Raw genomic sequence first — 25162 nt, 5'->3', positions numbered from 1 at the left:
TGCCTTCGCCCGCCAGACAAGCGCAGAAGGCCTGTCTTGCTATCAATCCCCCATCACCAGGCCTTCGCGCCTCGGGTCGGCGCCGCCTAGCCACAGCGGCATGCCGTGGGCCTGGCCGCGCGTGATGGCCTGCAGTCCGCTGGTCATGGCCTGCTCGCGCACTTCGGCGCCGCGCGCCCGCAGGGCTTCGACCGTGGCCGGTGCAAAGCGCTTTTCCTCCAGCAGGGTCGGGCCGTTCAGCGACGCAAAGTTGGGCAGGTCAATCGCCTGCTGCGGCATCAGGCCCCAGTTCAGCACGCCATAGATCGTCTTGGCGGTGAAGTGGATGATCAGCGCGCCGCCGGGGCTGCCGCCGCTCATGACGAGCTGGTTCGTATTTTTGTCGAACACCAGCGTCGGCGCCATGGACGAGCGCGGCCGCTTGCCGGCCTGCACGCGGTTGGCGACCGGCTTGCCTTCGGTATCCACCGGCGCAAAGCTGAAATCGGTCAGCTCGTTGTTCAGCAAAAAGCCGCCTGCCTTGCCAGTGCCGCCATCGGTCATCAGGCGCGAGCCGAACTGGTCTTCAATCGTCGTGGTCATGGCAATCGCGTTGCCGAAACTGTCCACGATGCTGATGTGCGAGGTGCCGTGTTCAATCTGGTCGGGCATGGGGGCGTAAGCCGTCCTGACTTCGCCCGGAACGCCGGGCTTGGCGGTCTTCATGCTCGGGCCGGTCACCTGGATCAGCTTGGCGCGCTCGCTCAGGTAGCCGGGCGCCAAGAGGCTCATCCAGCTTCCGCCGGGCGGCTGCACGAAGTCCGGGTCGCCCAGGTACTGAGCCCGGTCGGCAAAGGCCAGCCGCGAGGCTTCGGTGTACAGGTGCAGCCAGTCGGCCGATGGCGTGGCTCCGGTGGTGCCGGGTACGCCGCCCATGCCAGTCACCAGCCCCAGCGTGGCGGCCGGCGTGTTGTTCAATATTCCCAGGATTTGCCCGATGGCGATGGCGCCCGAACTCGGTGGCGGCATGCCGCACAGGCGGTAGGCCTGGGCGTTGGCGCTGTAGTCGGAGCAGATCGGATCGCGCTTCCTGGCCTGGTAACTGGCCAGGTCGCTCAGGGCCAGCTTGCCGGGATTGCCGGCGTGGCCCTGCACTTTGGTGACGATGGCCTGCGCGACGGTGCCGGTCAGCAGCGCGTTCGATCCCTTGCTGGCGATTTGCCGCAGCACGTCGGCCAGCGCCGGGTTGCGCAGGGTGGCGCCCGCATCGACCGGCGTGCCGTCGGCCTTGTAGAAGTAGGCCGCCGCCGTGGGGTCGTTCTTCAGGTATTTTTCATCCTTGAGCAGCGTGTTCAGCCGGGCGCTGACCTTGAAGCCGTTGTCGGCCAGCTCGATGGCCGGTGCAAAAAGCTGGGCCCAGGGCAGCTTGCCGTATTGCTGGTGCGCCATCTCCAGCATGCGCACCGTGCCTGGCGTGCCGACCGAGCGGCCGCCGACCACACCCTCGTAAAACGGAATCGGCTTGCCGTCCGCGCCCAGGAACAGTTTTTCATCGGCCGCAGCCGGCGCCGTCTCGCGGCCATCAAAGGCCTCGACCGCGCGGCCGTTGGAATGCAGCAGGAACGCGCCGCCGCCAATCCCGCTGGACTGCGGTTCGACCAGGGTCAGCACCATTTGCACGGCAATCGCCGCATCAATCGCCGAGCCGCCGGCCTTCAGGATCTGGTAGCCCGCATCGGTTGCCAGCGGATTGGCGGCTGCGACGGCAAATTGGGTGGTGGCCCAGCCGGGCTTGGGCGTGAAACCCGACGAACCTTCAGGCTGCTGGGTCGGCGCGGTGTACGCAAACGGGCTGGTCGGAGAACTGGCGCAGGCCGCCAGCAAGGCAGCCAGGGCAACGGAAGTCAGCAGGCGTTTCATGCAATCTCCTCGGGAAGTAATGAGGAGCCATGGTACGTGAGGCTGGGAGGTCTGGAAAGGGAAGCGCTGCTATTTAATGGCCATTTAGGCCTTCTGCGCAAGAGGGGCGGGCGCAGCCAGCTATCAAAAAGAGAGTAAAGACAGCGCCGCCCGTTGCAGGCGGCGCAAGACTGCCTGGCTTAAGAAGCGCGTGCCTTCTTGACTGCGGCAGAGCCATTCTTCAGGGCAGATTCCAAGGTTTCTTCCACCTTGGATGCAGCATCCTTCAGGCCTTTGCCCACGGTTGCAAAAGCTTCCGGTGCTGGATGGGCCTTTTGGAACGCATCGACGCTGGAGTGGAATTGAGCAACGCCCAGGGCCGTGACATCTTTCAGGTTCTGTGTCGCCATCGCAATGCCGTTTTCAGCGGATGCCTTCATGGCTTCAAAGGCGGCTTGCGGCTCCTTGATGCTTTTGAATGACTCGACGGTCTCGGCCACGGCGGCTTGCGCACCCTGTGCTTGTTTCTGGGCCAGGTCGCCCCAGGCCTTGAGTTGTTCCATCACCGGCTTGAACGCTTCCTGGGAAGCGGCGGGGTTGAATTTCTCCGCATTTTCCTTCATGGTTTTGGCGATGGATTCGAAAGGAGTGTTGGTGAACATGTGATGGCTCTTGTTAAAAATGTTGCAGTGCAGCAAGTATGGGGCACAAATGCCTTGAGCGGGGAATTAAAGTGGCGTTCAAGCGCAATTAGCCGGAGTGACGTTTCCGGTGACGTTCTGACCGTACGGACGGTCAGAACATTCCTTGGCTTTATCCGGAAAGTGCCGGGGCTTAGCGCGGCGCCAGTCGAATCGCGCCGTCCAGGCGGATCACTTCACCGTTGAGCATGTCGTTTTCAAAAATGTGCTTGGCCAGCTTGGAATAGTCCTGCGGCGTGCCCAGGCGCGAAGGGAAGGGCACGGCGGCGGCCAGCGAGTCCTGCACGTCCTGCGGCATGCCGAACATCATCGGCGTGCCGAAAATGCCGGGGGCAATCGTCATGTTGCGGATGCCGTTGCGCGCCAAGTCGCGGGCAATCGGCAGCGTCATGCCGACCACGCCGCCCTTGGAGGCGCTGTAGGCGGCCTGGCCCATCTGGCCGTCGTAGGCGGCGACGGAGGCGGTGGAAATCAGCACGCCGCGCTCGCCGGTGGCTTCGGGTTCGTTTTTGGCCATGGCTTCGGCGGCCAGGCGGATCATGTTGAAGCTGCCCACCAGGTTGACGGTGATGGTCTTGGTGAAGGTCGCCAGCGTGTGCGCGCCATTTTTGCCGATGGTTTTCTCGCCGGGCGCGATGCCGGCGCAGTTGACCAGGCCCATCAGCTTGCCCATGGACACGGCCTTGGCCACCACGGCCTGGCCGTCGGATTCCTGGCTCACGTCGCACTTGACGAAAGCGGCAATGCCGTCGCCCAGTTCCTTGGCGATGGCTTCGCCTTTTTCAGCCTGCATGTCGGCAATCACGACCTTGCCGCCGTTGGCCACCAGCATGCGCGCCGTGCCTTCACCCAGACCTGATGCGCCACCGGTGACGATGAATACTTTGCCTGCGATGTCCATGGGATGTTCCTTGAAATTGAAAGGTTGAAAAAAATGGGAAAGCGAGGGGATACACAAAACGGTTTGACGTTTACGTCAACGTCAATCCAGCCATCAATTATGGCGCATGAAAAAGCCCGGCCATCTTCCAATGACCGGGCCTTGGGGCAAGTGCAAGCGCTTGTCTTGCTTATTTGTAGCCCACGCGGTCCAGCATTTGCTGGACTTTGGTCTGGTTGTAGCCGATGGCGCTGACCGGAATGGTTTCCGACTTGAAGCTGCCGCCGGTCATCGCCTTGAGTGCCGGGTTGCTCAGCTGCACGCTGGGCACGGCAGGCCATTCGTTGTTGCCGTTGGCAAAATAGTTTTGCGCATCAGGGCTGGCCAGGTATTCCATGAACTTGACCGCATTGGCCGTGTTCTTGGAGTTTTTGGCGACGGCGGCGCCGGCGATGTTGATGTGCGTGCCCCAGCTTTCCTGGTTCGGGAACACCACGCCAATGCGGTCGGCCACCAGTTTGTCCTCGGGGGCGTTCGAGCGCATGATGCGCGCCAGGTAGTACGAGTTGGTCAGCGCCACGCCGCATTCACCGCTGGCCACGGCCTTGATCTGGTCGGTGTCGCCGCCCTTGGGGTCGCGCGCCATGTTGGCGACCAGGCCCTTGAGCCACTGCTCGGTCCTGGCCTCGCCCAGATGCTCGGTGACGGCCGAAAACAGCGACAGGTTGTAGGGATGCGCGCCTGAACGGGTGCACAGCAGGCCCTTGTTTTTCGGATCGGCGAGTTCTTCGTAGGTGTCAACGTCGGCCTTCTTGACCTTCATCTTGTCGTACACCACGACGCGGGCGCGGGTGGAGAAACCGAACCAGGTCGTGCCTTCGGCGCCTGCCTTGGCGCGCAGGTTGACCGGAATGGCCGCTTCAAGCGCGGGCGACTTGATCGGCTTGAACAGGCCGTCCACATCGCCTTTCCAGAGGCGGGCGGCGTCAACGAGCAAAATCACGTCGGCCGGAGACGCCGCGCCTTCGGCCTTGAGACGCGCCAGGATGCCGGCATCGTCAGCATCCACCCGGTTCACCTTGATGCCGGTGGCCTTGGTGAAGTTGCTGTACAGCGCCTCGTCGGTCTGGTAGTGGCGGGCAGAATACAGGTTGACGACCTGTTCCTGGGCGCTTGCGCTGCCCGCGGCACCGAACAAGGCAGCGGCAGCAAGGGCAAGACCGGTAAAAATTGGCGCGCTTTTGATCATCTTGAAAAATCCTGAAGGCTTGAAAGTTAATGAGTTTAATGCAAATGCGAATTAGTCGCAATATCTTTGGGGCTGCTGGCGTATCCGTGGCCTGCAGGCCCATGCTGGGGTGGCTGGCAAAACTGGTGCTTCCTGCCCTGTTGGTCGCGGGCTGCACTTCGACGCCGGTGGCGCCCGTCAAGCCGGTTGCGCCGGATGTCGGCACGGCGCCAGCCCTCAGGAAGCCGCTGAAGATCGGCCTGGCGCTGGGCGGCGGGGCGGCGCGCGGTTTTGCCCATGTCGGCGTGATTGCGGTGCTTGAAGAGGCCGGGCTCAGGCCGCAGGTCGTGGTGGGCACATCGGCCGGCAGCCTGGTCGCGGCGATTTATGCCACCGGCAAGACCAGCGCCCAGCTGCAGCAGACCGCGCTCAGCATGGAAGAGGTGGCCATCACCGACTGGATGCTGCCGATCATCGGCAAGGGCATGTTTCGCGGCGATGCGCTGGGCCGCTATGTCAACCAGCTGGTGGGCGGGCGGCTGATCGAGAACATGGCGATTCCGCTGGGCATCGTGGCCACCGACCTCAACAGCGGCAAGGCGGTGCTGTTTCGCAGCGGCGACACCGGCACGGCGGTGCGGGCGTCCAGCGCGGTGCCGGCGGTGTTCGTGCCGGTGAAGATCAGCGGGCATGAATATGTCGATGGCGGCCTGGTGTCGCCGGTGCCGGTGCGCTTTGCCCGGCAGATGGGCGCCGACGTGGTGATTGCCGTGGACATTTCGAGCCCGCCCGAGGGCAACCCGGCTGGAGACACGCTGCAGATTTTGCTGCAGACCTTTGCCATCATGGGAAAAAGCATCAACCAGTACGAACTCAAGGAAGCCGATGTGGTGGTGCGGCCTTCGCTGGTTGGCTTGAAGAGTGCCGATTTTTCGGCCCGCAAGCTGGCCATTGATTCGGGCCGGGCGGCCATGCTGGCGGCGCTTCCGGCGCTGAAGGCGAAACTGGCCGCCGGCATGCTGGCTGTTCCTTGAATGCCGCCTTGTGCCTGCTCTTCTTTCGATAGCTGCCTGTGCTTGCTGGATGTGCGCAAACGCCTGATTTGACCAAAAAAAAGCCCAATCTCGCGATTGGGCTTAACGGAACCTCGAAACCTGATGTTTCTGCAGGGAACCGAGGAGACAACTGATTGAAAACCAGCCCGTTTGAACTGGTTTCAGGAAGCAGGCTCCATGAACTCTCAAGGTGCGCAGGGCACCGAAAGCTCATTGAAAATTAACGCTTCTTGGAAACGCTTTTGGACGCGTTCACGGCGGATTCGGATACCGTGTTGAAGTTGGTTTCGGCCATGTCGCCGGCTTGCTTGACGGCTTTTTGTACCGACTCGAAGGCGGAGTTGGCAGCGGTCATGGCGCTTTTCATCATGGTCACTGCGGTTTCGGAACCGGCAGGTGCATTTTGCGTGGCGCTTTCAACCAGGTCGGCAAACTTCTTCTGGGCTTCAGCGGTCTGGCCTTCCAGCGTCTTGCTGAATTCAGCACCGGCGGATTGGGCGATGTCATACAGGTGACGGCTGTAGGCAGCGGTTTTTTCAGCCAGGGGCTGGACCATGCTGGCTTGCAGGGCCAACAGTTCTTGTGCGTCTTTCGCGTTCAGCACGGCTTGCGCGTTGTTGGCGGTTTCGGCCAGTGCAGCCTTGGTGGCTTGAACATTCAGTTCAACCAGCTTTTCGACGCCTTCGAAGGCCTTTTGGGTCAAACCAAACAGGGTTTCGATGTTGGCTTTGTGGGAGGCCATGAGTTGTTCAGCGGTCAGCATAAGTAATCTCCAATATGTAGTTAAGGTTGATAGTTGCTTTGCGCTGAATTGCTGCACTGCAACATGGAAATAATTATAGAAGAAACGCGTGACATTGCAACCGTTTTCTGTTGCATCGCAGCAATCTAGATGCGTTACTCTGATTTAAATCAGTTATTTGAGGATGAATGGCCCGTGCAAGCTTTCTACGCCGACAACTTTGTTTTGCCGCTGCCCACCGGGCACCGCTTTCCCATGCGCAAATACAAGCTGCTGCGCGAGCGCCTGGTCGGTGAACTGCCTGCGGTGCGGATGATGCAGGCACCGGCCGCCAGCGATGGCGAACTGGCCCTGGTGCACACACCTGCCTATATACAGGCCATCACCCACGGCACGCTGCCCGCGCCGGCCCAGCGCGAGATCGGATTTCCCTGGAGCGAAGGCATGGCCGAGCGCGCGCGCCGTTCGGCCGGGGCCACCGTGGCGGCGGCGCGCAGGGCGCTTGGGCTGGCTCCAGGTTCGCGTCCCGAAGGCATCGCGGCCAACCTGGCCGGTGGCACGCACCATGCCTATGCCCACAAGGGCGGCGGTTTTTGCGTCTTCAACGATGCGGCGGTGGCTGCCCGGCTGATGCAGGCCGAATGGGCGCGCCAGCATCGCCAGGCCAGGCGGCCGCTGCAGGTCGCGGTGATTGACCTCGATGTCCACCAGGGCAATGGCACGGCCAGCATTTTTGCCAGCGACACCAGCGTGTTCACGCTGTCGCTGCACGGCGAAAAGAATTTTCCGTTCCGCAAGGAAGCCAGCGACCTGGATGTCGAGCTGCCCGACGGCTGCCTGGACGCGCCCTACCTGCAGGCGCTGGAGCATGCCCTGGACGAGCTGGAGCGGCGCTTCGAGCCCGGCCTGGTCCTGTACCTGGCGGGCGCCGACCCGTTTGCAGGCGACCGGCTGGGGCGGTTGAGCCTGAGCTTTGACGGGCTGGAAGCGCGCGACCGCCGCGTCTTCGACTGGGCCTGGCAGCGCCGCATTCCGCTGGCTTTTTCGATGGCGGGCGGCTACGGCGTCAACATCGACGAGACCGTTCAGGTGCAGATGAACACCTACCGGGTGGCGCTGGCGTATTGGCAGAAATGGCAATCGGCGCGCTGATGCACTGGCAAAATGGCGCTTCAATGACCCTGACTCCACGCCCCCAGGCCGAATACCGCCATGCCTACAAAGCTTTTCGCGCCATCGGCACCCGCTGGTCCGACAACGACCTGTACGGCCATGTCAACAACGTCGTTTATTACAGCTGGTTTGACACCGCCGTCAACGGCCTGCTGATCGAGCGCCGCGCGCTCGACATCCATGCCGGCAGCGTGATCGGCCTGGTGGTTGAAACCCAATGCAACTATTTTTCGCCGCTGGCCTTTCCCGAACCCGTGGTCGCCGGCATTCGCGTGGCGCACATCGGCGCGTCCAGCGTGCGTTACGAGGTCGCGCTGTTTGCCGCTGACGAAAGCCTGCCGTGCGCCGCCAAAGGCCATTTCATCCATGTGTATGTGGACCGCGCCACGCGCCGGCCCGCCGTCTTGCCCCCTGAATTATTGTCTGTACTGGAGCTGCTGAAGTGAACCGAAACCATTCTTCCCATCCCGTCGTGGCTGGCGATTTTGCCCCTGACGATGCGCCTGCCAGCGCCTGCCAGCCGCCCGTCAACGCGGTGGATCATGCGATAGAAAGCCGCCAGTCGATGCGCGAGTTTTTGCCAACGCCGGTGCCCCGGGCAACCATCCTGCATCTGCTCGAACTCGCCAGCCGCGCCCCGTCGGGCACCAACACCCAGCCGTGGAAAGCCTATGTGCTGCAGGGCGCCAGCAAGGACAGCTTGAGCGAGAAGGTTTGCCAGGCGCATGACGCCCTGCGCGACGACCCGGCGCTGGCTTCCGAATACAGGGAAGAGTACGACTACTACCCGGAAAAATGGGTGTCGCCCTACATTGACCGCCGGCGCGAAAACGGCTGGGGCCTGTACGGGCTGCTGGGCATCACCAAGGGCGACAAGGACAAGATGCATGCGCAGCACCAGCGCAACTACCGGTTTTTCGATGCGCCGGTGGGCCTGATGTTCACGCTGGACCGGGTGATGGGCCGGGGCTCGCTGCTGGACTACGGCATGTTCATGGAAAACTTCATGATCGCCGCGCGCGGCCACGGCCTGCACACCTGCCCGCAGGCCGCGTGGAACGGCTTTGCGAAAATCATCATGCCGCACATCGGCGCGGGCGACAACGAGATGCTGGTGTGCGGCATTTCACTGGGCTATGCCGACGAGTCGGCGCGGGTCAACACCTTTCGCACGCCGCGTGTCAGTGCCGCCGAATTCACGACCTGGCTGGATTGAAAAGGAATGCCCCCCACGCTTTTCACTGCGTGTAATGCGCTGCCCCCCGAGGGGGCTTTTGCGCCTTGGGGCGGCCCTGCGGCGCAATGACCTTTTCCGTCGTCCAGCTGCTCGGCGGACTGTCTTATGCCACGACGCTGTTCCTGATGGCGGCGGGGCTGACGCTGATTTTCGGCGTCACGCGGATCGTCAATTTCGCGCATGGCAGTTTTTTCATGCTGGGCGCGCTGTTCACCGCGCATTGGGTGACGAACTGGTTTCCGGCCTGGGGCGAAAGTGGCCTGCTTTACCTGATTGCTATTTTTTTAGGAGCTGCCTGCGCAGGACTGGCGGGCGCAATAGCCGAATATCTCTTGTTGCGGCGAATGTCGGACGCGCCCGAGCTGTACCAGCTGGTCGCCACCTTCGGCCTCACGCTGGCGATGCATGACGCGATGCAGTGGGGCTTCGGGCCGGACGAGGTGTTTGCGCCGCGTTTTCCGGGGCTCAAGGGCTCGGTGCAGATCGGCGACGAATTTTTCCCCGTGTACCAGCTGGCGATGATTGCCCTCGGGCCGCTGGTCTGGCTGGGCCTGCACCTGCTGCTGCGCCGTTCGCTGTTTGGCCAGCGCCTGCGCGCCGCCACGCAGGACCGCTCCATACTGGCCGCGCTGGGCGTCAATCCGAAGCCGCTGATGCTGGGCGCGGTGGTGCTGGGCTGCGCGCTGGCCGGGCTGGGCGGCGCGCTGCAGCTGCCGCGCGAACCGGCGCATCTGCAAATGGACATGAACGTGATCGTCGAAACCTTCGTGGTCGTCGTGACCGGCGGGCTGGGCAGCATTGGCGGCGCGTTTGTCGCGGCCCTGCTGATCGGTCTGGTGCATGCCTTCGGTACCGCCGCGTTTCCCCAGGCGACGCTGGTCGTCGTGTTTTTGACCATGGCGGTGGTGCTGGTGTTCCGGCCGCAGGGGCTCAAGGGCAGTTCGCCAGAGCAGGGCGGTCACCGGGAGGCGGCGCAGAAGTTTCGCGGTCTTCGGCTGGGGCGCGCCTGGACGTCGGTGATTGCGTTGGCCTTCGTGTTGCTGGCTGGACTGGCCTGGTCGGGCGGGGCCTACTGGCAGGCGCTGGCCGCCGATGCGCTGATCCTGATGATTTTCGGCATCAGCCTGCAGTCCATGATGGCGCTGGGCGGGCTGGTCAGCTTTGGCCATGCGGCGTTTTTTGCCCTCGGCGCTTACGGCGCGGCGCTGTCGCACAGCCTGTGGGGTGCAACGCTGCCGGTGGCGCTGGCGACGGGCTGCGGCGCGGCGCTGGCCGTCGCTGGCGTGTTCGGCGCGGCGGTGGTCAGGAGCAGCGGCGTGTACCTGGCGATGCTGTCGCTGGCGCTGGCGCAGGTGGTCTGGGCCGGCGCGGCGCAATGGGTGAGCCTGACGGGCGGCGACAACGGGCTGATTGGCCTCGCGCTGGTGACTGACGACGGCCGGCCGGTTTTTTATGCGCTGCTGGTGGCGCTGGCTTTGATCTCGGTTTTCGCGCTGCGGTTTTTAAGCCAGTCGGTGATGGGCGCGGCGCTGCAGGCCGTGCGCGATGCACCCTTGCGCGCTGCGGCGTCTGGCTTGTCGGTCGGCTGGCTGAAATACCGCGTTTTTGTCGAAAGCGCGGTGCTGGCGGGGCTGGCGGGCGGGCTGTTTGCGGCGCACAAGGGCGCGGTGTTTCCGTCGCTGGCGGCCGTGGCCACTTCGGTCGATGCCTTGCTGGTGGTGCTGCTGGGCGGCGTGCATCAGCTCTGGGGCGCGGTTGTCGGCAGCCTGGTGCTGACCTATCTGGGGGCCGAACTGGGCCGCGAAGTGACTTACTGGCGCGGCTTGCTGGGCGTGTTCATCATGCTGATCATGGTGGCTTCGCCGTCGGGGCTGCTGGGCCTGCTTTCACGCTTGGCCGGGTGGCGCCAGCGTGCCATCGCGGGGAGCCGCTGATGCTGCAGGTCCGGCAACTGGTCAAGCATTTCGGCGGCATCCACGCGGTCGATGGCGTGAGCTTTGAGGTGGCCGCAGGCGAATGCGTGGCGCTGATCGGCCCCAACGGCGCCGGAAAATCGACCTGCTTTGCCTGCATCGCCGGCCAGTATCCGCTGACCGGCGGGCATATCGCGTGGAACGGCCAGGCGCTGGAAAAGCTCAGTCCGGCGGCGCGACTGCGGCACGGCGTGGCGCGCACGTTCCAGGTGGCGCAGGTCTTTGAAGCCCTCACGGTGCTACAAAATGTGCAGCTGGCCATGCAAGCTGGTATTGCGCAAAAGGCCATTTCGGCCTTCAAAAGGCTCGATGGGCAGTCGCGCGAAGCGGCTCAGGCGCTGCTTGAGGAAACCGGCTTGCTGGCGCTGGCCCATGACGATGCCCTGAGCCTGCCTTATGGCGCCAAAAAGCGGCTCGAACTGGCCATGGCGCTGGCTGCCCGCCCCCGGCTGCTGCTGCTTGACGAACCCGCCGCCGGCCTGGCCGAGGCCGAGCGCGCCAGCCTGATGCGGCTGGTGAAGCAACTGGCTGGGCAGGGCATGGCCGTGCTCTACACCGAGCACAACATGGACGCCGTGGCCGGCGTGGCCGACCGGGTGCTGGTGCTGATTGAAGGCCGGCTGGCCGCCGAGGGCTCGTTCAAAGAAATTTCCCGCGATGCCGAAGTGCGCCGGCTCTACCTGGGTGAAAGCCTGGACCCAGGAGGCGAGCATGCTTGAGCTGGACCAGCTCAGCGCCTTTTACGGCCCCGCGCAAGCCCTGTTCGGGGTGTCGCTGCGGGTGGCTGCCGGTGAACTGGTGGTGCTGCAGGGGCTCAACGGCGCGGGAAAATCGACGCTGCTCAAGGCCATCATGGGCCTGGAAGTGCGCACCGAAGGCGCCATTCGCTACCCGCTGCCCTCGGGCGCCGTGGCCATCGAGCGCTGGGAAACCCATCGGCGCGCGCAGGCCGGCCTGGGTTATGTGCCTGAAGACCGCCGGCTGTTCACCGAACTGACGGTGCGCGAGAACCTGCATGTGGCTGCGGGCCGGGATGCCAAGGCCCATGAAGCCCGGGCGCTCGATTTGTTTCCGGTCCTGAAAACGCTCTTGAACCGGCCCGCCGCGCAGATGAGCGGCGGCCAGCAGCAGATGCTGGCGATTGCCCGCACCCTGATGACCGGCCCGAAAATCCTGCTGCTCGACGAGCCCTGCGAAGGCATTGCGCCGGTGCTGGTCGAGTCGATTCGCGATGCGCTGCTGGCCCTCAGGCGCGAAGGCATGGCGCTGCTGGTGGTTGAGCAAAATCGCCTGCTGGCGTCGCGCGCGGACCGGTTGCTGTGGCTGGTTGCGGGTAAAGTCAGGGACTCGTAAAAATCAGCCCCGTTTGGGGCCGCTGATTCATTTTTCAATCCATCGTTAAAAGGACATTGCCATGACAACCACCACCACCGCCTCGGGACTGCAATACGAAGACACCGTGCTGGGCACCGGCGCCATCGCCAAGGCCGGCCAATATGTCAAGGTGCACTACACCGGCTGGCTGTACAACGACGGTGTGCAGGGCAAGAAATTCGACTCCAGCAAGGACCGTGGCCAGCCCTTCCAGTTCTCGCTCGGCGCCGGCGAAGTCATCAAGGGCTGGGACGAGGGCGTGCAGGGGATGTCGGTCGGCGGTACGCGCCGCCTGGTCATTCCCTCGGAACTCGGCTACGGCGCGCGCGGTGCGGGCGGCGTGATTCCGCCGAATGCAACCCTGCTGTTTGAAGTGGACTTCCTGGGAACCTGATCAGGCCGCAAGGGCTTGACATCAACGCCAGGCCCGGCAGCGGGCCTGCGCACCGCATTACCTGCCACGGGCGGGCCACCTTCCGGGTTCACCATGATCATCACCAGCCTGCTCGATACCGACCTGTACAAGTTCACCATGATGCAGGTGGTGCTGCACCAGTTTCCCGGCGCCGAGGTCGAATACAAATTCAAGTGCCGCAACGCCGGCGCGCCCGGCATTGGCAATCTGGCGCCGTATGTGAACGAGATCCGCGAGGAAATTCGCGGACTCTGCCAACTGCACTTCCAGGATGCCGAACTGGCCTACCTGAAGAGCCTGCGTTTCATCAAGAGCGATTTTGTCGATTTCCTGGGGCTGTTCAAGCTCAACGAAAAATACCTCCATGTCGCCGCCTTGCCGTCGGGCGAGATTGAAATCTCGATCAAGGGGCCGTGGCTGCACACCATCCTGTTTGAAATCCCGGTGCTGGCCATCGTCAACGAGGTCTATTTCCGCAATACCCGCAAGCAGCCCGACCTGAGCGAAGGCCGCAAGCGCCTGGACACGAAAATAGCGGCCTTGCAGATCGGTGGCATCGGAGAGCTGAAAATCGCCGACTACGGAACGCGCCGGCGTTTCGGCAAGGCCTGGCATGAAGAAGTTTTGCGCACGCTGGTGACCCGCCTGGGCACGGGCGCCGAGGGACAGCTGGCCGGAACCAGCAATGTGCTGTTTGCCATGAAGCTGGACTTGACGCCGCTGGGCACCATGGCGCACGAGTATCTGCAGGCTTGCCAGGCGCTCGGGCCGCGTTTGCGCGACAGCCAGGTGTTCGGCTTTGAAATGTGGGCCAAGGAATACCGGGGCGACCTGGGCATTGCGCTGTCGGACGTGTATGGCATGAATGCCTTCCTGCGCGACTTCGACCTGTATTTCTGCAAGCTGTTCGACGGCGCGCGCCACGACAGTGGCGACCCGTTCCAGTGGGGCGAGCGCATGATCTCGCACTACGTCGAAAACCGTGTCGATCCCAAGACCAAGACGCTGATTTTCAGCGACGCGCTCACGGTGCCCAGAACCATCGAGCTGTACCGGCAGTTCCGGGGCCGTTGCCAGCTGGCCTTCGGCATTGGCACCAACCTGACCAACGACCTGGGCTATGAACCGCTGCAAATCGTCATCAAGATGGTGCGCTGCAACGGACAGCCGGTGGCCAAGCTGTCCGACACACCGTCCAAGAACATGTGCGACGACGAAAAATACCTGGCCTACCTGCGCCAGGTTTTCGAGATTGCATCGCCAGCGGCCTAGTGGCATGCGCAAGCTGAATATATCAATGAGCGTTTTCCGCTGGCTTGGCGCTGTTGCGCTGCTGTCGCTATGGCCCGGCCTGTCGTTCGCGGCCTCGATGGACGGCAGCCAGCTGTCGGTGCTGTGGGGCGTTCCATTTGCCGGCCTGCTGCTGTCGATTGCGCTGCTGCCGCTGCTGACGCCTTCATTCTGGCACCATCATTTTGGCAAGGTGTCAGCCGCCTGGTCGCTGGCTTTCCTGCTGCCTTTTGCGCTGATCTACGGCCCGGGCATGGCGGCTTTCAGCTTCATGCATGCGCTGCTGGAGGAATACATTCCCTTCATCCTGTTGCTGACGGCGCTTTTTACCGTGGCGGGCGGCATCCATATCCGGGGCAACCTGCACGGCAGCCCGGGGCTGAACACGGCCATCTTGGGCGTTGGCGCGGTGCTGGCGAGTTTCATGGGCACCACCGGCGCCTCGATGCTGCTGATTCGGCCGCTGATCCGGGCCAATGACAACCGCGCGCACAAGGCGCATGTGGTGGTGTTCTTCATCTTCATTGTCTCGAACGCCGGCGGCTCGCTGACGCCGCTGGGCGATCCGCCGCTGTTCCTGGGATTTTTGAAGGGCGTGGATTTTTTCTGGACCGTCAGCCATATCTTCCCGGAAACGCTGTTTCTGATCGGCAGCCTGCTGGCCATTTTCTATGCCCTCGACGCGTGGTTTTATCACCGCCGCGAAGAACTCATGCCGCTGGACCCGACACCCGACACCCGGCGCATCGGCTTTGACGGGGCCGCCAATTTCTGGCTGCTGGCCGCCGTGGCGGGGCTGGTGCTGCTCAGCGGCATCTGGAAGTCGGCCGTGGTGTTCAACATCGCCGGCACCGATGTCGGCCTGCCGGGCCTGGTGCGTGATGCCGGGCTGGTCGCCATCACCTTGCTGTCGCTGAACATCACGGCGGCCAAAGTCCATGCCGACAACCAGTTTTCCTGGGGGCCGATGCTGGAAGTGGCCAAGCTGTTCGCGGGCATTTTCCTGACCATCGTTCCGGTGATTGCCATGCTCAAGGCCGGCACCAGCGGCCCGTTCGGTGCGGTGGTGTCCAGCGTGACACGGCCCGACGGCACGCCCGATCCGGCGATGTACTTCTGGGCCACCGGCATGCTCAGCTCCTTTCTGGACAATGCGCCGACTTACCTGGTGTTCTTCAATACCGCCGGCGGCGACGCGCAGGCGATGATGACCACGTTCGCCTCGACCCTGGCGGCGATTTCGGCCGGCGCCGTTTTCATGGGTGCCAATACCTACATCGGCAATGCCCCCAACCTGATGGTCAAGGCCATCGCCGAAGAGCGCGATGTCAAAATGCCGAGCTTCTTTGGCTACATGCTGTGGTCGGGCGGGGTCTTGATTCCGCTGTTCATCATCATGACTTTTATCTGGTTCAAATAAAGAAAGCAGACATTTCCCATGAGCAAACCGAAAATCCTGATTGCCCGCGCCGTCTTTCCTGAAATCATCGCCCGGCTGGAAGCGCATTTCGACGTCGAGTCCAATCAGGCCGACGCAAGCTGGTCCAAGGCCGAACTGATAGCGCGCCTCAAGGACAAGGACGGCGCCTTCACCACCGGCGGCGACCGCATTGATGCCGAGGTGCTGGCCGCCTGTCCCCAGCTCAAAATCTGCGCCAACATGGCCGTCGGCTACAACAATTTTGACATTGCCGCGATGACCGCCGCCGGCGTGCTGGCCACCAACGCGCCCGACGTGCTGACCGAAACCACCGCCGACTTCGGCTTTGCCCTATTGATGGCGACGGCCCGGCGCATCACCGAAAGCGAGCATTACCTGCGCGCCGGAAAATGGACGAAGTGGAGTTACGACATGTTCGCCGGCTCCGACATCCATGGCTCCACGCTGGGCATTCTGGGCATGGGCCGCATCGGGCAGGGCATTGCCAAACGCGGCGCGCACGGCTTTGGCATGAAGGTGATTTACCACAACCGCTCCCGGCTGGACGCTGCACTCGAAGCTGAATGCAAGGCCGGCTATGTCGGCAAGGAAGAGTTGCTCAAGACCGCCGACCACCTGGTGCTGGTGCTGCCGTATTCGCCGGCATCGCACCACAGCATCGGCGCGGCCGAGCTGGCGCTGATGAAGCCGACCGCCACGCTGGTCAATATCGCGCGCGGTGGCATCGTCGATGACGCCGCCCTGGCAGCGGCCCTGCGCAACAAGACGATTGCGGCGGCGGGCCTGGATGTGTTTGAAGGCGAGCCCTCGGTGCATCCCGATCTGCTGACGGTGCCCAATGTCGTGCTGACGCCGCACATTGCCAGCGCCACGATTCCAACGCGCCTGGCGATGGCCAGCCTGGCGGCCGGCAACCTGATCGGATTTTTCAAGGAAAACAAGCCACTTACGCCCTTGAATCCTGCGGTTATAGCTATCAAATAAATAGCGAACTGATTCATGGAGTCCTGGTTGATGATGGCCTTGCTGCTGGCCAACCTGCTCTTGCTGGTCTGGCTGGCGGTGCGCAAACCGGCGGAAATTGCAGGCGATGGAAATGCCGAGCTGCTGAACGGCTTTGCGGAAGTCAATGACCGGCTGGAGCGCGAACTGCGGCGCGAGATCAGCGACAACTCGCGCAGCAGCCGCCAGGAACTGGCAGCGACGCTCGCCACCTTCCAGCAGGCGCTGGTGCAGCAGGGCGCCGAAGCCACCCGCACGCAGAACACGCAGATCGATGCGTTTTCCCGCCAGCTTGGCCTGTTGCAGAAAAGCCTGTCGGACACGCTGGCGACGCAGCTGCAGTCGGTCAGCGAATCGAACGCGCGCCGCATGCTTGAGGTGCGTGAAACGCTGGAAAGGCAGCTGGCGCAACTGCAGCAAAGCAATGCCGCCAAGCTCGACGAGATGCGCCGCACGGTCGATGAAAAGCTGCATGACACGCTAGAAACCCGCTTGGGCCAGAGCTTCAAGCAGGTCGCCGACCGGCTGGAACAGGTTCACAAGGGGCTGGGCGAAATGCAGACGCTGGCGCAGGGCGTGGGCGACCTCAAGCATTTGCTGACCAACGTGAAAACGCGCGGCATTTTTGGCGAGGCGCAACTGGCGGCGCTGCTCGAACAGGTCTTTACCGTGGACCAGTACGCCGCGCAGGTCGTCACCCGGCGCGGCGGCAAGAATCCGGTCGATTTCGCCATCAAGCTGCCGGGCCGCTCCGACTCGGGCGAGCCGCTGTGGCTGCCGATTGATGCGAAATTTCCCAACGAAGACTATGAGCGCCTGCTCGATGCGCAGCAGCGCGCCGACGGGCCGGGCGCCGAGGTCGCGGGCAAGGCGCTGGAGGTGCGCATCCGCCTGGAAGCCAAATCGATCTGCGAAAAGTACATCGAGCCGCCTTATACGACCGACTTCGCCATCCTGTTCCTGCCGACCGAGGGCCTGTACGCCGAGGTGCTGCGCCGCCCCGGCCTGATCGAATGCCTGCAGCGCGACCATCGCATCACGCTGGCCGGTCCGACCACGCTGCTGGCCATGCTCAACTCCCTGCAGATGGGTTTCAGGACGCTGGCGCTGGAAAAGCGTTCCAGCGAGGTGTGGCAGGTGCTGGGCGCGGTCAAGACCGAGTTCGGCAAGTTCGGCGACGTGCTGGCCAAGGTCAAGTCGCAGACCGAAACCGTGCTCAACACCCTGACCAGCGCCGAGCAGCGCAGCCGCGTCATGGGCAAGGCCCTGCGCAATGTCGAGGCCCTGCCCGAGGCTGACGCGGTCCGGCTGATTCCGCTGGACAAGGAACTGGATTAACGCGGCGGTCCAGCGGGCCGCCGGACGAACTTAAAGTTCGTAGAAATTCTTGATGGCGTCCCAGGCGGCTTGCGGCTCATCGACATACTGGATCAGATTCAGGTCCTGCGGTGAAATCGCGCCTTCCTCGATCATGACGTCGAAGTTGAACAGCCTTTTCCAGTATTCGGTGCCGAAGAGAATGATGGGCACCGGCTTGGCCTTCTTGGTCTGCACCAGCGTGATGACCTCGAACAGCTCGTCAAGCGTGCCAAACCCGCCGGGAAAAGCCACCAGCGCCTTGGCTCGCATCATGAAATGCATCTTGCGCAGCGCGAAGTAGTGAAACTTGAAGTTCAGCGAGGGCGAGATATAGGGGTTTGAGCCTTGCTCGTGCGGCAGCACGATGTTGAGGCCCACGGTGAGCGCGCCCATTTCCTGGGCTCCGCGATTGGCGGCCTCCATGATGCCCGGGCCGCCGCCGGTGCAGATGAACAGCTGCTCCGCCGAGGGACGCGGATTGCTGTAGCCCGCTACGATGCGCGCGAACAGCCGCGCCTGGTCGTAGTACTGGGCATTGCGGACATGGCGCCGGGCCAGTGTCAGCGCAGCTTCATCATCGCCTTCCTCGGCCAGCTTGAGCGCCGCCTCAGCCTGCTCGGGGGCCGGGAAGCGGGCGCTGCCGAACACCACGATGGTGTTTTCGATGCCCTGGGCTTGCTGGTCGATTTCAGGCTTGAGCATTTCAAGCTGGATGCGCAGGCCTCGGGTTTCGCGCCGCAGAAGGAACTCCGGGTCGGCAAAGGCGAGCCGATTGGCATCGGGCCGCAGCGGCGTGGTGTCGGTGGAAAGGGCATGCAGTTCAGCCCAGGCGTTGGCCAGGCGGTCTTCTGAGAGGTCTTGAGTTTGTTCCATGAGCCTTTATCCATGATGCATGTAACCCTGTGTTTCAACACCGGGCCACACGGTAAGCAGAGTAAGAAAAACGCGGTGGGTAACGGGATCATCATAAATACGGTTTCCTTCGCTTTTCCTGTCTGGAAATAAAAAAAGGCTCCTGATGGAGCCTTTTTAGCGAAGCGATTGACGCCTGTTCAGACGCGCTTGCGGTATTCGCCGGTGCGGGTGTCGATTTCGACGACATCGCCCTGCGCCACGAAAATAGGCACGCCGATTTCAAAGCCGGTGGCCAGCTTGGCGGGCTTGAGCACCTTGCCGGACGTGTCGCCCTTGACGGCAGGCTCGGTCCAGGTGATTTCGCGCTGCACGCTGGTCGGCACTTCGACGGAAATGGCCTTGCCGTCGTAGAACACGACTTCGAGTTCCATGCCGTCTTGCAGGTAGTTCAGCGAGTCGCCCATGTTTTCGGCTTCGACTTCGTACTGGTTGTACTCGGTGTCCATGCAGATGTACATCGGGTCGGCAAAGTAGGAATAGGTGCATTCCTTCTTGTCCAGGATGACCTGGTCGATCTTGTCGTCGGCCTTGAAGACGACTTCGGTGTTGAAGTTGGCGATCAGGCTTTTGAGCTTCATGCGCACGGTGGCGGAGTTGCGGCCGCCGCGGCTGTATTCGGTCTTGAGCACGACCATCGGATCCTTGCCGTTCATGATGACGTTACCGGCGCGGATTTCTTGAGCGATTTTCATAGCAGTTTTACTGATTTACTAAGGTGGACCGCTAGACGTGTGCTGGGTGCAGCTTCTGCGGCGGGTTATGCGGGTTTACTTAATAGTTAGGGCTGGTGATGCGTTTTATCAACAGGCCAACCCGCAGAACCCGTGATTTTAGCGGTTTTTTGCCACAAAGCCGAGCAAACGGCTACACAGGTCATCCTGGGCCATCAGGCGGGAGCGGGCGGCAAGGGCGCAGGCCTGCCAGGCGGGCAGGTTCGGCGGCGGGGTTCTCAAGGGGCCGGGGCCTGCGCTTTTGCGGTTCCACACCCGGTGAAAGCTTCGCAGCGAAGGCGGCGCCTGCAGCATGTCCAGAAAAGCCTCCAGCTTGTCCAGGTGCGCTGCATCGCCTTGCGGGTAGATGTGCCAGACAAAAGGCCTGCCGGCCCAAAGGGCACGCACCACCGAGTCTTCGCCGCGCACAAAATTCAGGTCGCAGACCCATAGCATGTGGTCGAACTCCATCTGGGTCAACAGCGGGAGATATGAAATTGATAGCAGCTTATGCCCATGAGTATTGCGCAAAAGCCTTATTTCGTCATTAAAAGCTGTTTTCACCGCGCTGGCGGCCCGGCCCGCCGCCACCAGCAGGCGCACCGGTTCGCCATCCAGCCCGTGCTGCGCAAACTGCCGCAGCAGCCCAGGCAGCGCGTCCGGCTCATAGCAGAACAGCGAAACCAGTTTTTCTCCCGTCCAGGCAATGCCCTGGGTCGCCAGCCATGCCGGGCGGTCGAAGCGCGCCTGCGGCTCCAGCAGGCCGGGCTCGCGCAGCAGGCCGCCGGTTGCTTCGGTGAAGCCGGGGTAGAAAAACCACTTGCTCCAGCCGGCCGCCGGGCCGTCCCGTACCGGCGAGGGCAGGGCGTGGCAGCGCTCGACGTAGGGCTCGGCGGACAGGTATTCGAGGTTGATCCATACGGGTTTCAGGCCTTTTACGCTTGTCTGGTATGCACAAGCAGCTATGAATTCAGGAGCAATTTCGCAGCCGAACGATTCGATCAGGACATCAGGCGGCTGTTGCTCAAGACAGGCATCACTCAGGTCGAGCGGCGCATTCCAGGGCAGCACACGAACGCCTTCGCAGCCTTCCGGTGCCATCCAGGCCAGCGCAGAAGCATCGTCCACCCACAAACGCACCCGTTGGCCGCGCGTCGCCAGGTTGGCGGCCAGGCGCCAGCACACGCCAATGTCCCCGAAGTTGTCGATGACTTTGCAAAAAATGTCCCATTGCAGGCTGTGATTCATGAAACGATTGTCCACAATACGGCGATATATTCCATGAATGCCATGACCCCGACCCACGAATTCGATCCCCAACTGCTCAGCGAAGTGGCCGCGCTGCCGCCGCTGCCCGGCGTTTACCGCTACTTTGATGCGGACGGCGGCGTGCTTTACGTCGGCAAGGCGCGCAACCTGAAAAAGCGGGTCACCAGCTATTTCCAGAAAAACCATGGCGGCACCCGGATTGGCCACATGGTGACCAAGATAGCCCGCATGGAAACCACGGTGGTGCGCTCGGAAGCCGAGGCGCTGCTGCTGGAAAACAACCTGATCAAGACGCTTAACCCGAAGTACAACATCCTGTTCCGGGACGACAAGAGCTATCCCTACCTCAAGCTGACAGCCGCCCAGGTCAAGCCGGAGGGCGGCGCGCCGTCGGCAACGGCTTATCCGCGCATTGCCTATTACCGGGGCGCGGTCGAGAAAAAGCACCACTACTTTGGCCCGTATCCCAGCGCCTGGGCCGTCAAGGACACGATTTTGCTGCTGCAAAAGGTGTTCAGGCTGCGCACCTGCGAAGACACGGTGTTCAACAACCGCACCCGGCCCTGCCTGCTGTACCAGATCAAGCGCTGTTCCGCGCCTTGCGTGGGCCATGTGTCGCCCGAGCAGTACGCGCTCGACACGGCGAATGCCGAGCGGTTCTTAAAGGGCCAGACACAGGAAATCCTGGGCGAGCTGGAAAACAAGATGCTGGCGCACGCCGACCGGCTGGAGTTCGAGCAGGCCGCCGAACTGCGCAACCAGATGTCGGCGCTGTCCAAGATACTGCACCAGCAATCGATGGAGGTTGGCGGCGACAAGGATGTGGACATCCTGGCGGTGAAAGTGCAGGGCGGCAAGGCCTGCGTCAACCTGGCGATGGTGCGCGGCGGCCGCCACTTGGGCGACCGGCCTTATTTCCCGACGCATGTGGAAAACGCCGCCGACGTGGCCGCGCTGGATGCCGAACTGGATGCTCCGGCCGATCAGCCGAAGGAAAAATCGATTGAAGCCCTGGTGCTCGAAGCCTTCATCGCGCAACACTACATCGACGTGCCGGTGCCGCCCACGCTGGTGGTCAGCGAGCCGGTGGACAAGGACCTGATGGCGGCGCTGGCCGAGCAGACCGGCAGCCGCGTCGCCGCCGTTCACCAGCCGCGCGAGCAGCGCCGTGTCTGGCTGGAAATGGCGCAGAAAAATGCCGGCCTGCAACTGGCGCGGCTGCTGGCCGAGCAGGGCTCGCAGCAGGCGCGCACCCGGGCGCTGGCAGAGGCGCTGGAGTTGCCGCTGGACAACCTGGACGCCTTGCGCATCGAGTGCTTTGACATCTCGCACACGGCCGGCGAATCAACCCAGGCGTCCTGCGTGGTGTTCAAAGAGCACAAGATGCAAAGCAGCGAATACCGCCGCTACAACATCGAAGGCATTACCCCGGGCGACGACTACGCGGCCATGCGCCAGGTCTTGATGCGCCGCTACACCAAGCTGGCCGAGGCGGCGCGCAACGGCGAAGCCACGCTGCCCGACCTGGTGCTGGTCGATGGCGGCAAGGGGCAGGTGGCTATGGCGCGCGAAGTGTTCAGTGAATTGGGGCTGGATTTGGGGTTGATTGCCGGCGTTGAAAAAGGCGAAGGCCGCAAGGTCGGACTCGAAGAGCTGGTCTTTGCCGATGGCCGCGACAAGGTTTACCTGGGACGCGATTCGGCGGCGCTGATGCTGATTGCCCAGATCCGCGACGAGGCGCACCGCTTCGCCATCACCGGCATGCGCGCCAGGCGGGCCAAGGTGCGGGTGGGCGGCAGCCGGCTTGAAGACATTGCAGGCATCGGTCCCAAGCGCCGGGCCAGCCTGCTGCAGCGCTTTGGCGGAGTACGCGGCATTGCATCGGCCAGCGTCGAGGACATCGCCATGGTCGATGGCATTTCGACCGAACTCGCCGAGGAAATTTACCGGGCATTGCATTGAGCGCGAACCGCCTTGCAGCCTGTGTTTCGCGGGCTTCGGGCTCGACTCCCGGGACCAGATGGCCGCGCATGCCAAAATCGGTGCCATGTTTCTGACCATCCCCACCCTAATGACCTGGACGCGCATTGTTGCGATTCCGCTGATCGTGGGGGTTTTTTACCTGAACATCCCTGCTGCCGAACGCAACCTGATCGCCACCGTGATGTTCGTGGTGTTTGCCGCAACCGACTGGCTCGACGGTTATCTGGCCCGCAAGCTGAACCAGGCGTCGTCATTCGGTGCATTCCTCGACCCGGTGGCCGACAAGTTCCTGGTCTGCGCCTCGCTGCTGGTGCTGGTGCATCTGCAGCGCGCCGATGTGTTCGTGGCGCTCATCATCATCGGCCGAGAGATTGCGATTTCGGCGCTGCGCGAATGGATGGCGCAGATTGGTGCGTCGCGCAGCGTCGCGGTTCACATGCTAGGCAAGGTCAAGACCACGGTGCAGATGATTGCGATTCCCTTCCTGCTGTACGACGGCCGTCTGTTCGGCGTCATCAACACCCCTGTCTGGGGAACCTGGCTGATCTGGCTTTCCGCCATCCTGACGGTCTGGTCGATGGTGTACTACCTGCAAAAAGCGATTCCCGAAATCCGCGCACGGACCAAGTGAATCATTCCTGAATTGGGCCGGCCTTGAGTTCTTCGTCATCTTCTGGCGCGCTGATTCGCGCCATGCCTGCCGTCTTCGTGCTGATCTGGAGCACCGGCTTCATCGTCGCCAAGTTCGGCCTGCCTTACGCACCGCCGCTGACTTTCCTGGTGCTGCGCTACGCTTTTTCCATTGCTTGTTTTCTGGTCTGGATCAGGTTCAGCCGCGCGCGCTGGCCTCGCGGCCGGCAGCAGTGGCTGCACCTGGCGGCAACCGGCGTGCTGATGCATGCGGGTTACCTCGGCGGCGTCTGGGTGGCGGTGAAGGGCGGCATGGGTTCCGGCCTGGCGGCATTAATCGTCGGCCTGCAGCCCGTTCTCACGGCGCTGTGGCTCTCGTGGGCCGGCTCATCCAGCCTTTCCACTCCGTCGCAAGCGCAGGTCACACCCCGTCAGTGGGCGGGGCTGGGGCTGGGGCTGGGCGGCCTGCTGCTGGTGGTGGCCCGCAAATTCGGCAGCGGCAGCGAGGTTACCGCGCTGACCTTGGGCTGCGCGGTGTTTGCCCTGTTCAGCATCACCGTGGGAACGCTGTACCAGAAGCATTTCGTGCAGCCGACCGATGTGCGCAGCGCCAACGCCATTCAACTGGCCGCAGCCTTGCTGGTGACGCTGCCATTTGCCTTCATGGAAACCGAAGCGATTGTCTGGAATGCCGAGTTCATGGGTTCGATGGCCTGGTCGGTGCTGGCGTTGACGCTGGGCGGCAGTTCGCTGCTTTATCTGCTGATCCAGCGCGGCGCGGCCACCTCGGTGACCAGCCTGCTTTACCTGGTGCCGCCCACCACGGCAGTGATGGCATGGCTGCTGTTTGGCGAGTCCATCACGCTGGCGACCGTTGCCGGTACGGCGCTCACGGCATTGGGCGTCAGCCTGGTGGTACGGCCCGCGAAGCCGCAGGCAGCGTAGTTTTCCAGGGTTCGTCCTGGAATTGCGCGACCAGAAAATCAATCAGCAGCCGGATGCGCCGGGGCGAATCCGTGCGGTAAGGCGCCAGCCAGTGAATATCGGCGTCAGGCATGGCATGGTCTTCCAGCACCCGCACCAACTGGCCTGAAGCCAGCCAGGGCGCGATATCCCACAGGCTTCGCAGCATGATGCCGCGCCCGTCCAGGCACCAGTCGCGCACCAGTTCGCCCGAATTGCTCGACAGCGGACCGCGCACCCTCACCCGTTCGGGTGTCTTGCTGTTGCCTTTGTGCAGCGTCCAGGTGTCGAAGCTCTGGCCTTGGGCATTGCCGTTTTCGCGCACGATCAGGCAGGCGTGCTCCTGCAAGGCATTCAGATCTGCCGGCATGCCATGCTGCTGGAGATAGCCGGGCGCGGCCACCAGCACGCGCTGATTGCGCGCCAGCCGGCGCGACACCCATTGCGCCGCCTGCCGGCCCTGTACGGACCATAGCCAGATGGCGCCGTCAAAGCCTTCGCCGGCAAGGTCTGGCAGTTGCTCGGTGAGTTGCAGCTGGATGTCGATGCGCGGGTAGCGTTCCTGAAAAATAGCCAGCGCCGGCCCCAGCCACAGGCGCCCAAAGCCAAAAGTCGCGGCCAGCCGTATCAGCCCGGTGGGCTCTGCCTTGCGCTCCTGAAGCTCGGCCTCAAGCGCGCTAAAACCCTGCAGCAACACCACCGCCCGTTCACAGACGGTTTCGCCCTCGGCCGTCGGACTGACGCGCCGGGTCGTGCGCTGGAACAGGCGCTGGCCCAGCCGTGCTTCAAGTGCCGCGAGCCGTTTGGTGACCACGGGGGCTGCCACATCCAGGCTGCGCGCCGCCGCCGCCAGGCTGCCGTGGTCACGGACAGCCACCACCAGTTCCAGGTCACTACGTTCCATTCTTGCCTTTATGGGAATAATTGATTGATAAATTATTGCT

The 25162-nt window shown here is 62.9% G+C and carries 24 protein-coding genes; 15 read left to right on the top strand and 9 right to left on the bottom strand.

The features are described from left to right. Window positions 1–42 precede the first annotated feature (42 nt). The 4 genes from ggt to ABLV49_RS12480 all read right to left on the bottom strand — a co-directional run bounded on the left by ggt (window position 43) and on the right by ABLV49_RS12480 (window position 4708). On the bottom strand, window positions 43–1899 hold the full coding sequence (ggt, locus tag ABLV49_RS12495) for a gamma-glutamyltransferase (protein WP_349276808.1): 1857 nt from the start codon (window positions 1897–1899) through the stop codon (window positions 43–45). A gap of 179 nt (window positions 1900–2078) precedes the next feature. Beyond that, entirely contained in the window at window positions 2079–2540 is a 462-nt protein-coding gene (locus ABLV49_RS12490; RefSeq protein WP_349276806.1) for a hypothetical protein, read from the bottom strand. Between the two features lie 172 nt (window positions 2541–2712). Continuing rightward, window positions 2713–3480 (bottom strand): 3-hydroxyacyl-CoA dehydrogenase, encoded by a 768-nt coding sequence (locus ABLV49_RS12485; protein WP_349276804.1) that lies wholly within the window; start codon window positions 3478–3480, stop codon window positions 2713–2715. Window positions 3481–3649: 169 nt separating this feature from the next. After that, a complete protein-coding gene (locus ABLV49_RS12480) occupies window positions 3650–4708 on the bottom strand; it encodes an extracellular solute-binding protein (protein WP_349276803.1) in 1059 nt (352 codons plus the stop codon). Between the two features lie 101 nt (window positions 4709–4809). Between ABLV49_RS12480 and ABLV49_RS12475 the strand changes: the two genes are divergently transcribed. Beyond that, window positions 4810–5721, top strand: coding sequence for a patatin-like phospholipase family protein (locus ABLV49_RS12475; RefSeq protein ID WP_415838266.1), 912 nt, complete (start codon window positions 4810–4812; stop codon window positions 5719–5721). Between the two features lie 241 nt (window positions 5722–5962). Here ABLV49_RS12475 and phaP read toward each other — a convergent pair whose 3' ends face one another. Further along, the gene (gene phaP, locus ABLV49_RS12470; protein ID WP_011801013.1) at window positions 5963–6505 is read right to left on the bottom strand and encodes a phasin family protein; all 543 of its coding nucleotides are present in this window, start codon (window positions 6503–6505) and stop codon (window positions 5963–5965) included. A 174-nt stretch (window positions 6506–6679) separates the two neighbouring features. On the opposite strand from phaP, the gene ABLV49_RS12465 reads away from it, so the two are divergent. The 11 genes from ABLV49_RS12465 (at window position 6680) to ABLV49_RS12415 (ending at window position 17727) form a co-directional block, all read left to right on the top strand. Beyond that, window positions 6680–7636 carry a histone deacetylase family protein gene (locus ABLV49_RS12465; protein ID WP_349276799.1) on the top strand — a complete coding sequence of 319 codons (957 nt, stop codon included), beginning with the start codon at window positions 6680–6682 and terminating at the stop codon, window positions 7634–7636. Between the two features lie 23 nt (window positions 7637–7659). Beyond that, a complete protein-coding gene (locus ABLV49_RS12460; protein WP_349276798.1) occupies window positions 7660–8103 on the top strand; it encodes an acyl-CoA thioesterase in 444 nt (147 codons plus the stop codon). Next, window positions 8100–8873: a nitroreductase gene (locus ABLV49_RS12455; RefSeq protein ID WP_415838267.1), complete on the top strand. Its 774-nt coding sequence runs from the start codon at window positions 8100–8102 to the stop codon at window positions 8871–8873. Before ABLV49_RS12460 ends, ABLV49_RS12455 begins: the two co-directional genes overlap by 4 nt. Window positions 8874–8959: 86 nt before the next feature. Continuing rightward, window positions 8960–10828 (top strand): ABC transporter permease, encoded by a 1869-nt coding sequence (locus ABLV49_RS12450; RefSeq protein ID WP_349276796.1) that lies wholly within the window; start codon window positions 8960–8962, stop codon window positions 10826–10828. Continuing rightward, window positions 10828–11586, top strand: coding sequence for an ABC transporter ATP-binding protein (locus ABLV49_RS12445; RefSeq protein ID WP_349276794.1), 759 nt, complete (start codon window positions 10828–10830; stop codon window positions 11584–11586). The genes ABLV49_RS12450 and ABLV49_RS12445 overlap by 1 nt, the downstream gene beginning before the upstream one ends. Further along, complete coding sequence (locus ABLV49_RS12440) at window positions 11579–12220, top strand: ABC transporter ATP-binding protein (RefSeq protein WP_349276793.1); 642 nt, start codon at window positions 11579–11581, stop codon at window positions 12218–12220. Before ABLV49_RS12445 ends, ABLV49_RS12440 begins: the two co-directional genes overlap by 8 nt. Window positions 12221–12281: 61 nt before the next feature. After that, on the top strand, window positions 12282–12635 hold the full coding sequence (locus tag ABLV49_RS12435) for an FKBP-type peptidyl-prolyl cis-trans isomerase (protein ID WP_349276791.1): 354 nt from the start codon (window positions 12282–12284) through the stop codon (window positions 12633–12635). 93 nt (window positions 12636–12728) lie between these two features. Continuing rightward, the gene (gene pncB / locus ABLV49_RS12430) at window positions 12729–13928 is read left to right on the top strand and encodes a nicotinate phosphoribosyltransferase (RefSeq protein WP_349276789.1); all 1200 of its coding nucleotides are present in this window, start codon (window positions 12729–12731) and stop codon (window positions 13926–13928) included. Between the two features lie 25 nt (window positions 13929–13953). Next, window positions 13954–15366, top strand: a complete 1413-nt coding sequence (locus ABLV49_RS12425; RefSeq protein WP_349276788.1) for a sodium:proton antiporter — start codon at window positions 13954–13956, stop codon at window positions 15364–15366. An 18-nt stretch (window positions 15367–15384) separates the two neighbouring features. After that, the gene (locus ABLV49_RS12420) at window positions 15385–16371 is read left to right on the top strand and encodes a 2-hydroxyacid dehydrogenase (protein WP_349276786.1); all 987 of its coding nucleotides are present in this window, start codon (window positions 15385–15387) and stop codon (window positions 16369–16371) included. Between the two features lie 15 nt (window positions 16372–16386). Further along, on the top strand, window positions 16387–17727 hold the full coding sequence (locus ABLV49_RS12415; protein WP_349276784.1) for a DNA recombination protein RmuC: 1341 nt from the start codon (window positions 16387–16389) through the stop codon (window positions 17725–17727). A gap of 30 nt (window positions 17728–17757) precedes the next feature. On the opposite strand, the gene ABLV49_RS12410 is transcribed toward ABLV49_RS12415, so the two are convergent. From ABLV49_RS12410 to earP, 3 genes are all read right to left on the bottom strand, one after another. Further along, entirely contained in the window at window positions 17758–18621 is an 864-nt protein-coding gene (locus ABLV49_RS12410) for a TIGR00730 family Rossman fold protein (RefSeq protein WP_349276782.1), read from the bottom strand. A gap of 179 nt (window positions 18622–18800) precedes the next feature. After that, entirely contained in the window at window positions 18801–19355 is a 555-nt protein-coding gene (gene efp, locus ABLV49_RS12405; RefSeq protein WP_011801026.1) for an elongation factor P, read from the bottom strand. A gap of 138 nt (window positions 19356–19493) precedes the next feature. Then, window positions 19494–20621, bottom strand: a complete 1128-nt coding sequence (gene earP, locus ABLV49_RS12400; protein ID WP_349276781.1) for an elongation factor P maturation arginine rhamnosyltransferase EarP — start codon at window positions 20619–20621, stop codon at window positions 19494–19496. A 33-nt stretch (window positions 20622–20654) separates the two neighbouring features. On the opposite strand from earP, the gene uvrC reads away from it, so the two are divergent. From uvrC to ABLV49_RS12385, 3 genes are all read left to right on the top strand, one after another. Next, the gene (gene uvrC, locus ABLV49_RS12395) at window positions 20655–22604 is read left to right on the top strand and encodes an excinuclease ABC subunit UvrC (RefSeq protein ID WP_349276779.1); all 1950 of its coding nucleotides are present in this window, start codon (window positions 20655–20657) and stop codon (window positions 22602–22604) included. 85 nt (window positions 22605–22689) lie between these two features. Beyond that, the gene (pgsA, locus tag ABLV49_RS12390) at window positions 22690–23256 is read left to right on the top strand and encodes a CDP-diacylglycerol--glycerol-3-phosphate 3-phosphatidyltransferase (protein WP_349276777.1); all 567 of its coding nucleotides are present in this window, start codon (window positions 22690–22692) and stop codon (window positions 23254–23256) included. Between the two features lie 62 nt (window positions 23257–23318). Then, the gene (locus ABLV49_RS12385) at window positions 23319–24200 is read left to right on the top strand and encodes a DMT family transporter (protein WP_349281702.1); all 882 of its coding nucleotides are present in this window, start codon (window positions 23319–23321) and stop codon (window positions 24198–24200) included. On the opposite strand, the gene ABLV49_RS12380 is transcribed toward ABLV49_RS12385, so the two are convergent. Then, a complete protein-coding gene (locus ABLV49_RS12380; protein ID WP_349276776.1) occupies window positions 24160–25122 on the bottom strand; it encodes a LysR family transcriptional regulator in 963 nt (320 codons plus the stop codon). The genes ABLV49_RS12385 and ABLV49_RS12380 overlap by 41 nt on opposite strands. Window positions 25123–25162: the final 40 nt, after the last annotated feature.

This window comes from Polaromonas hydrogenivorans (assembly GCF_040105105.1).
In the GTDB taxonomy this organism is placed as follows: Bacteria; Pseudomonadota; Gammaproteobacteria; order Burkholderiales; family Burkholderiaceae_C; genus Polaromonas; species Polaromonas hydrogenivorans.
The sequence above is the reverse complement of the archived record's forward strand: the minus strand, read 5'-3'. Positions and strand labels throughout refer to the sequence as shown.

What these genes read in the sequence shown, in the direction of transcription:
- ABLV49_RS12480 (WP_349276803.1), bottom strand. Translation starts at nt 4,708, where the DNA reads ATGATCAAAAGCGCGCCAATTTTTACCGGTCTTGCCCTTGCTGCCGCT.
- ABLV49_RS12490 (WP_349276806.1), bottom strand. Translation starts at nt 2,540, where the DNA reads ATGTTCACCAACACTCCTTTCGAATCCATCGCCAAAACCATGAAGGAA.
- phaP (WP_011801013.1), bottom strand. Translation starts at nt 6,505, where the DNA reads ATGCTGACCGCTGAACAACTCATGGCCTCCCACAAAGCCAACATCGAA.
- ggt (WP_349276808.1), bottom strand. Translation starts at nt 1,899, where the DNA reads ATGAAACGCCTGCTGACTTCCGTTGCCCTGGCTGCCTTGCTGGCGGCC.
- ABLV49_RS12485 (WP_349276804.1), bottom strand. Translation starts at nt 3,480, where the DNA reads ATGGACATCGCAGGCAAAGTATTCATCGTCACCGGTGGCGCATCAGGT.
- ABLV49_RS12420 (WP_349276786.1), top strand. Translation starts at nt 15,385, where the DNA reads ATGAGCAAACCGAAAATCCTGATTGCCCGCGCCGTCTTTCCTGAAATC.
- ABLV49_RS12380 (WP_349276776.1), bottom strand. Translation starts at nt 25,122, where the DNA reads ATGGAACGTAGTGACCTGGAACTGGTGGTGGCTGTCCGTGACCACGGC.
- ABLV49_RS12460 (WP_349276798.1), top strand. Translation starts at nt 7,660, where the DNA reads ATGACCCTGACTCCACGCCCCCAGGCCGAATACCGCCATGCCTACAAA.
- ABLV49_RS12385 (WP_349281702.1), top strand. Translation starts at nt 23,319, where the DNA reads ATGCCTGCCGTCTTCGTGCTGATCTGGAGCACCGGCTTCATCGTCGCC.
- ABLV49_RS12440 (WP_349276793.1), top strand. Translation starts at nt 11,579, where the DNA reads ATGCTTGAGCTGGACCAGCTCAGCGCCTTTTACGGCCCCGCGCAAGCC.
- ABLV49_RS12410 (WP_349276782.1), bottom strand. Translation starts at nt 18,621, where the DNA reads ATGGAACAAACTCAAGACCTCTCAGAAGACCGCCTGGCCAACGCCTGG.
- pncB (WP_349276789.1), top strand. Translation starts at nt 12,729, where the DNA reads ATGATCATCACCAGCCTGCTCGATACCGACCTGTACAAGTTCACCATG.
- ABLV49_RS12425 (WP_349276788.1), top strand. Translation starts at nt 13,954, where the DNA reads ATGAGCGTTTTCCGCTGGCTTGGCGCTGTTGCGCTGCTGTCGCTATGG.
- ABLV49_RS12415 (WP_349276784.1), top strand. Translation starts at nt 16,387, where the DNA reads ATGGAGTCCTGGTTGATGATGGCCTTGCTGCTGGCCAACCTGCTCTTG.
- uvrC (WP_349276779.1), top strand. Translation starts at nt 20,655, where the DNA reads ATGAATGCCATGACCCCGACCCACGAATTCGATCCCCAACTGCTCAGC.
- earP (WP_349276781.1), bottom strand. Translation starts at nt 20,621, where the DNA reads ATGAATCACAGCCTGCAATGGGACATTTTTTGCAAAGTCATCGACAAC.
- ABLV49_RS12445 (WP_349276794.1), top strand. Translation starts at nt 10,828, where the DNA reads ATGCTGCAGGTCCGGCAACTGGTCAAGCATTTCGGCGGCATCCACGCG.
- ABLV49_RS12475 (WP_415838266.1), top strand. Translation starts at nt 4,810, where the DNA reads ATGCTGGGGTGGCTGGCAAAACTGGTGCTTCCTGCCCTGTTGGTCGCG.
- pgsA (WP_349276777.1), top strand. Translation starts at nt 22,690, where the DNA reads ATGTTTCTGACCATCCCCACCCTAATGACCTGGACGCGCATTGTTGCG.
- ABLV49_RS12435 (WP_349276791.1), top strand. Translation starts at nt 12,282, where the DNA reads ATGACAACCACCACCACCGCCTCGGGACTGCAATACGAAGACACCGTG.
- ABLV49_RS12450 (WP_349276796.1), top strand. Translation starts at nt 8,960, where the DNA reads ATGACCTTTTCCGTCGTCCAGCTGCTCGGCGGACTGTCTTATGCCACG.
- efp (WP_011801026.1), bottom strand. Translation starts at nt 19,355, where the DNA reads ATGAAAATCGCTCAAGAAATCCGCGCCGGTAACGTCATCATGAACGGC.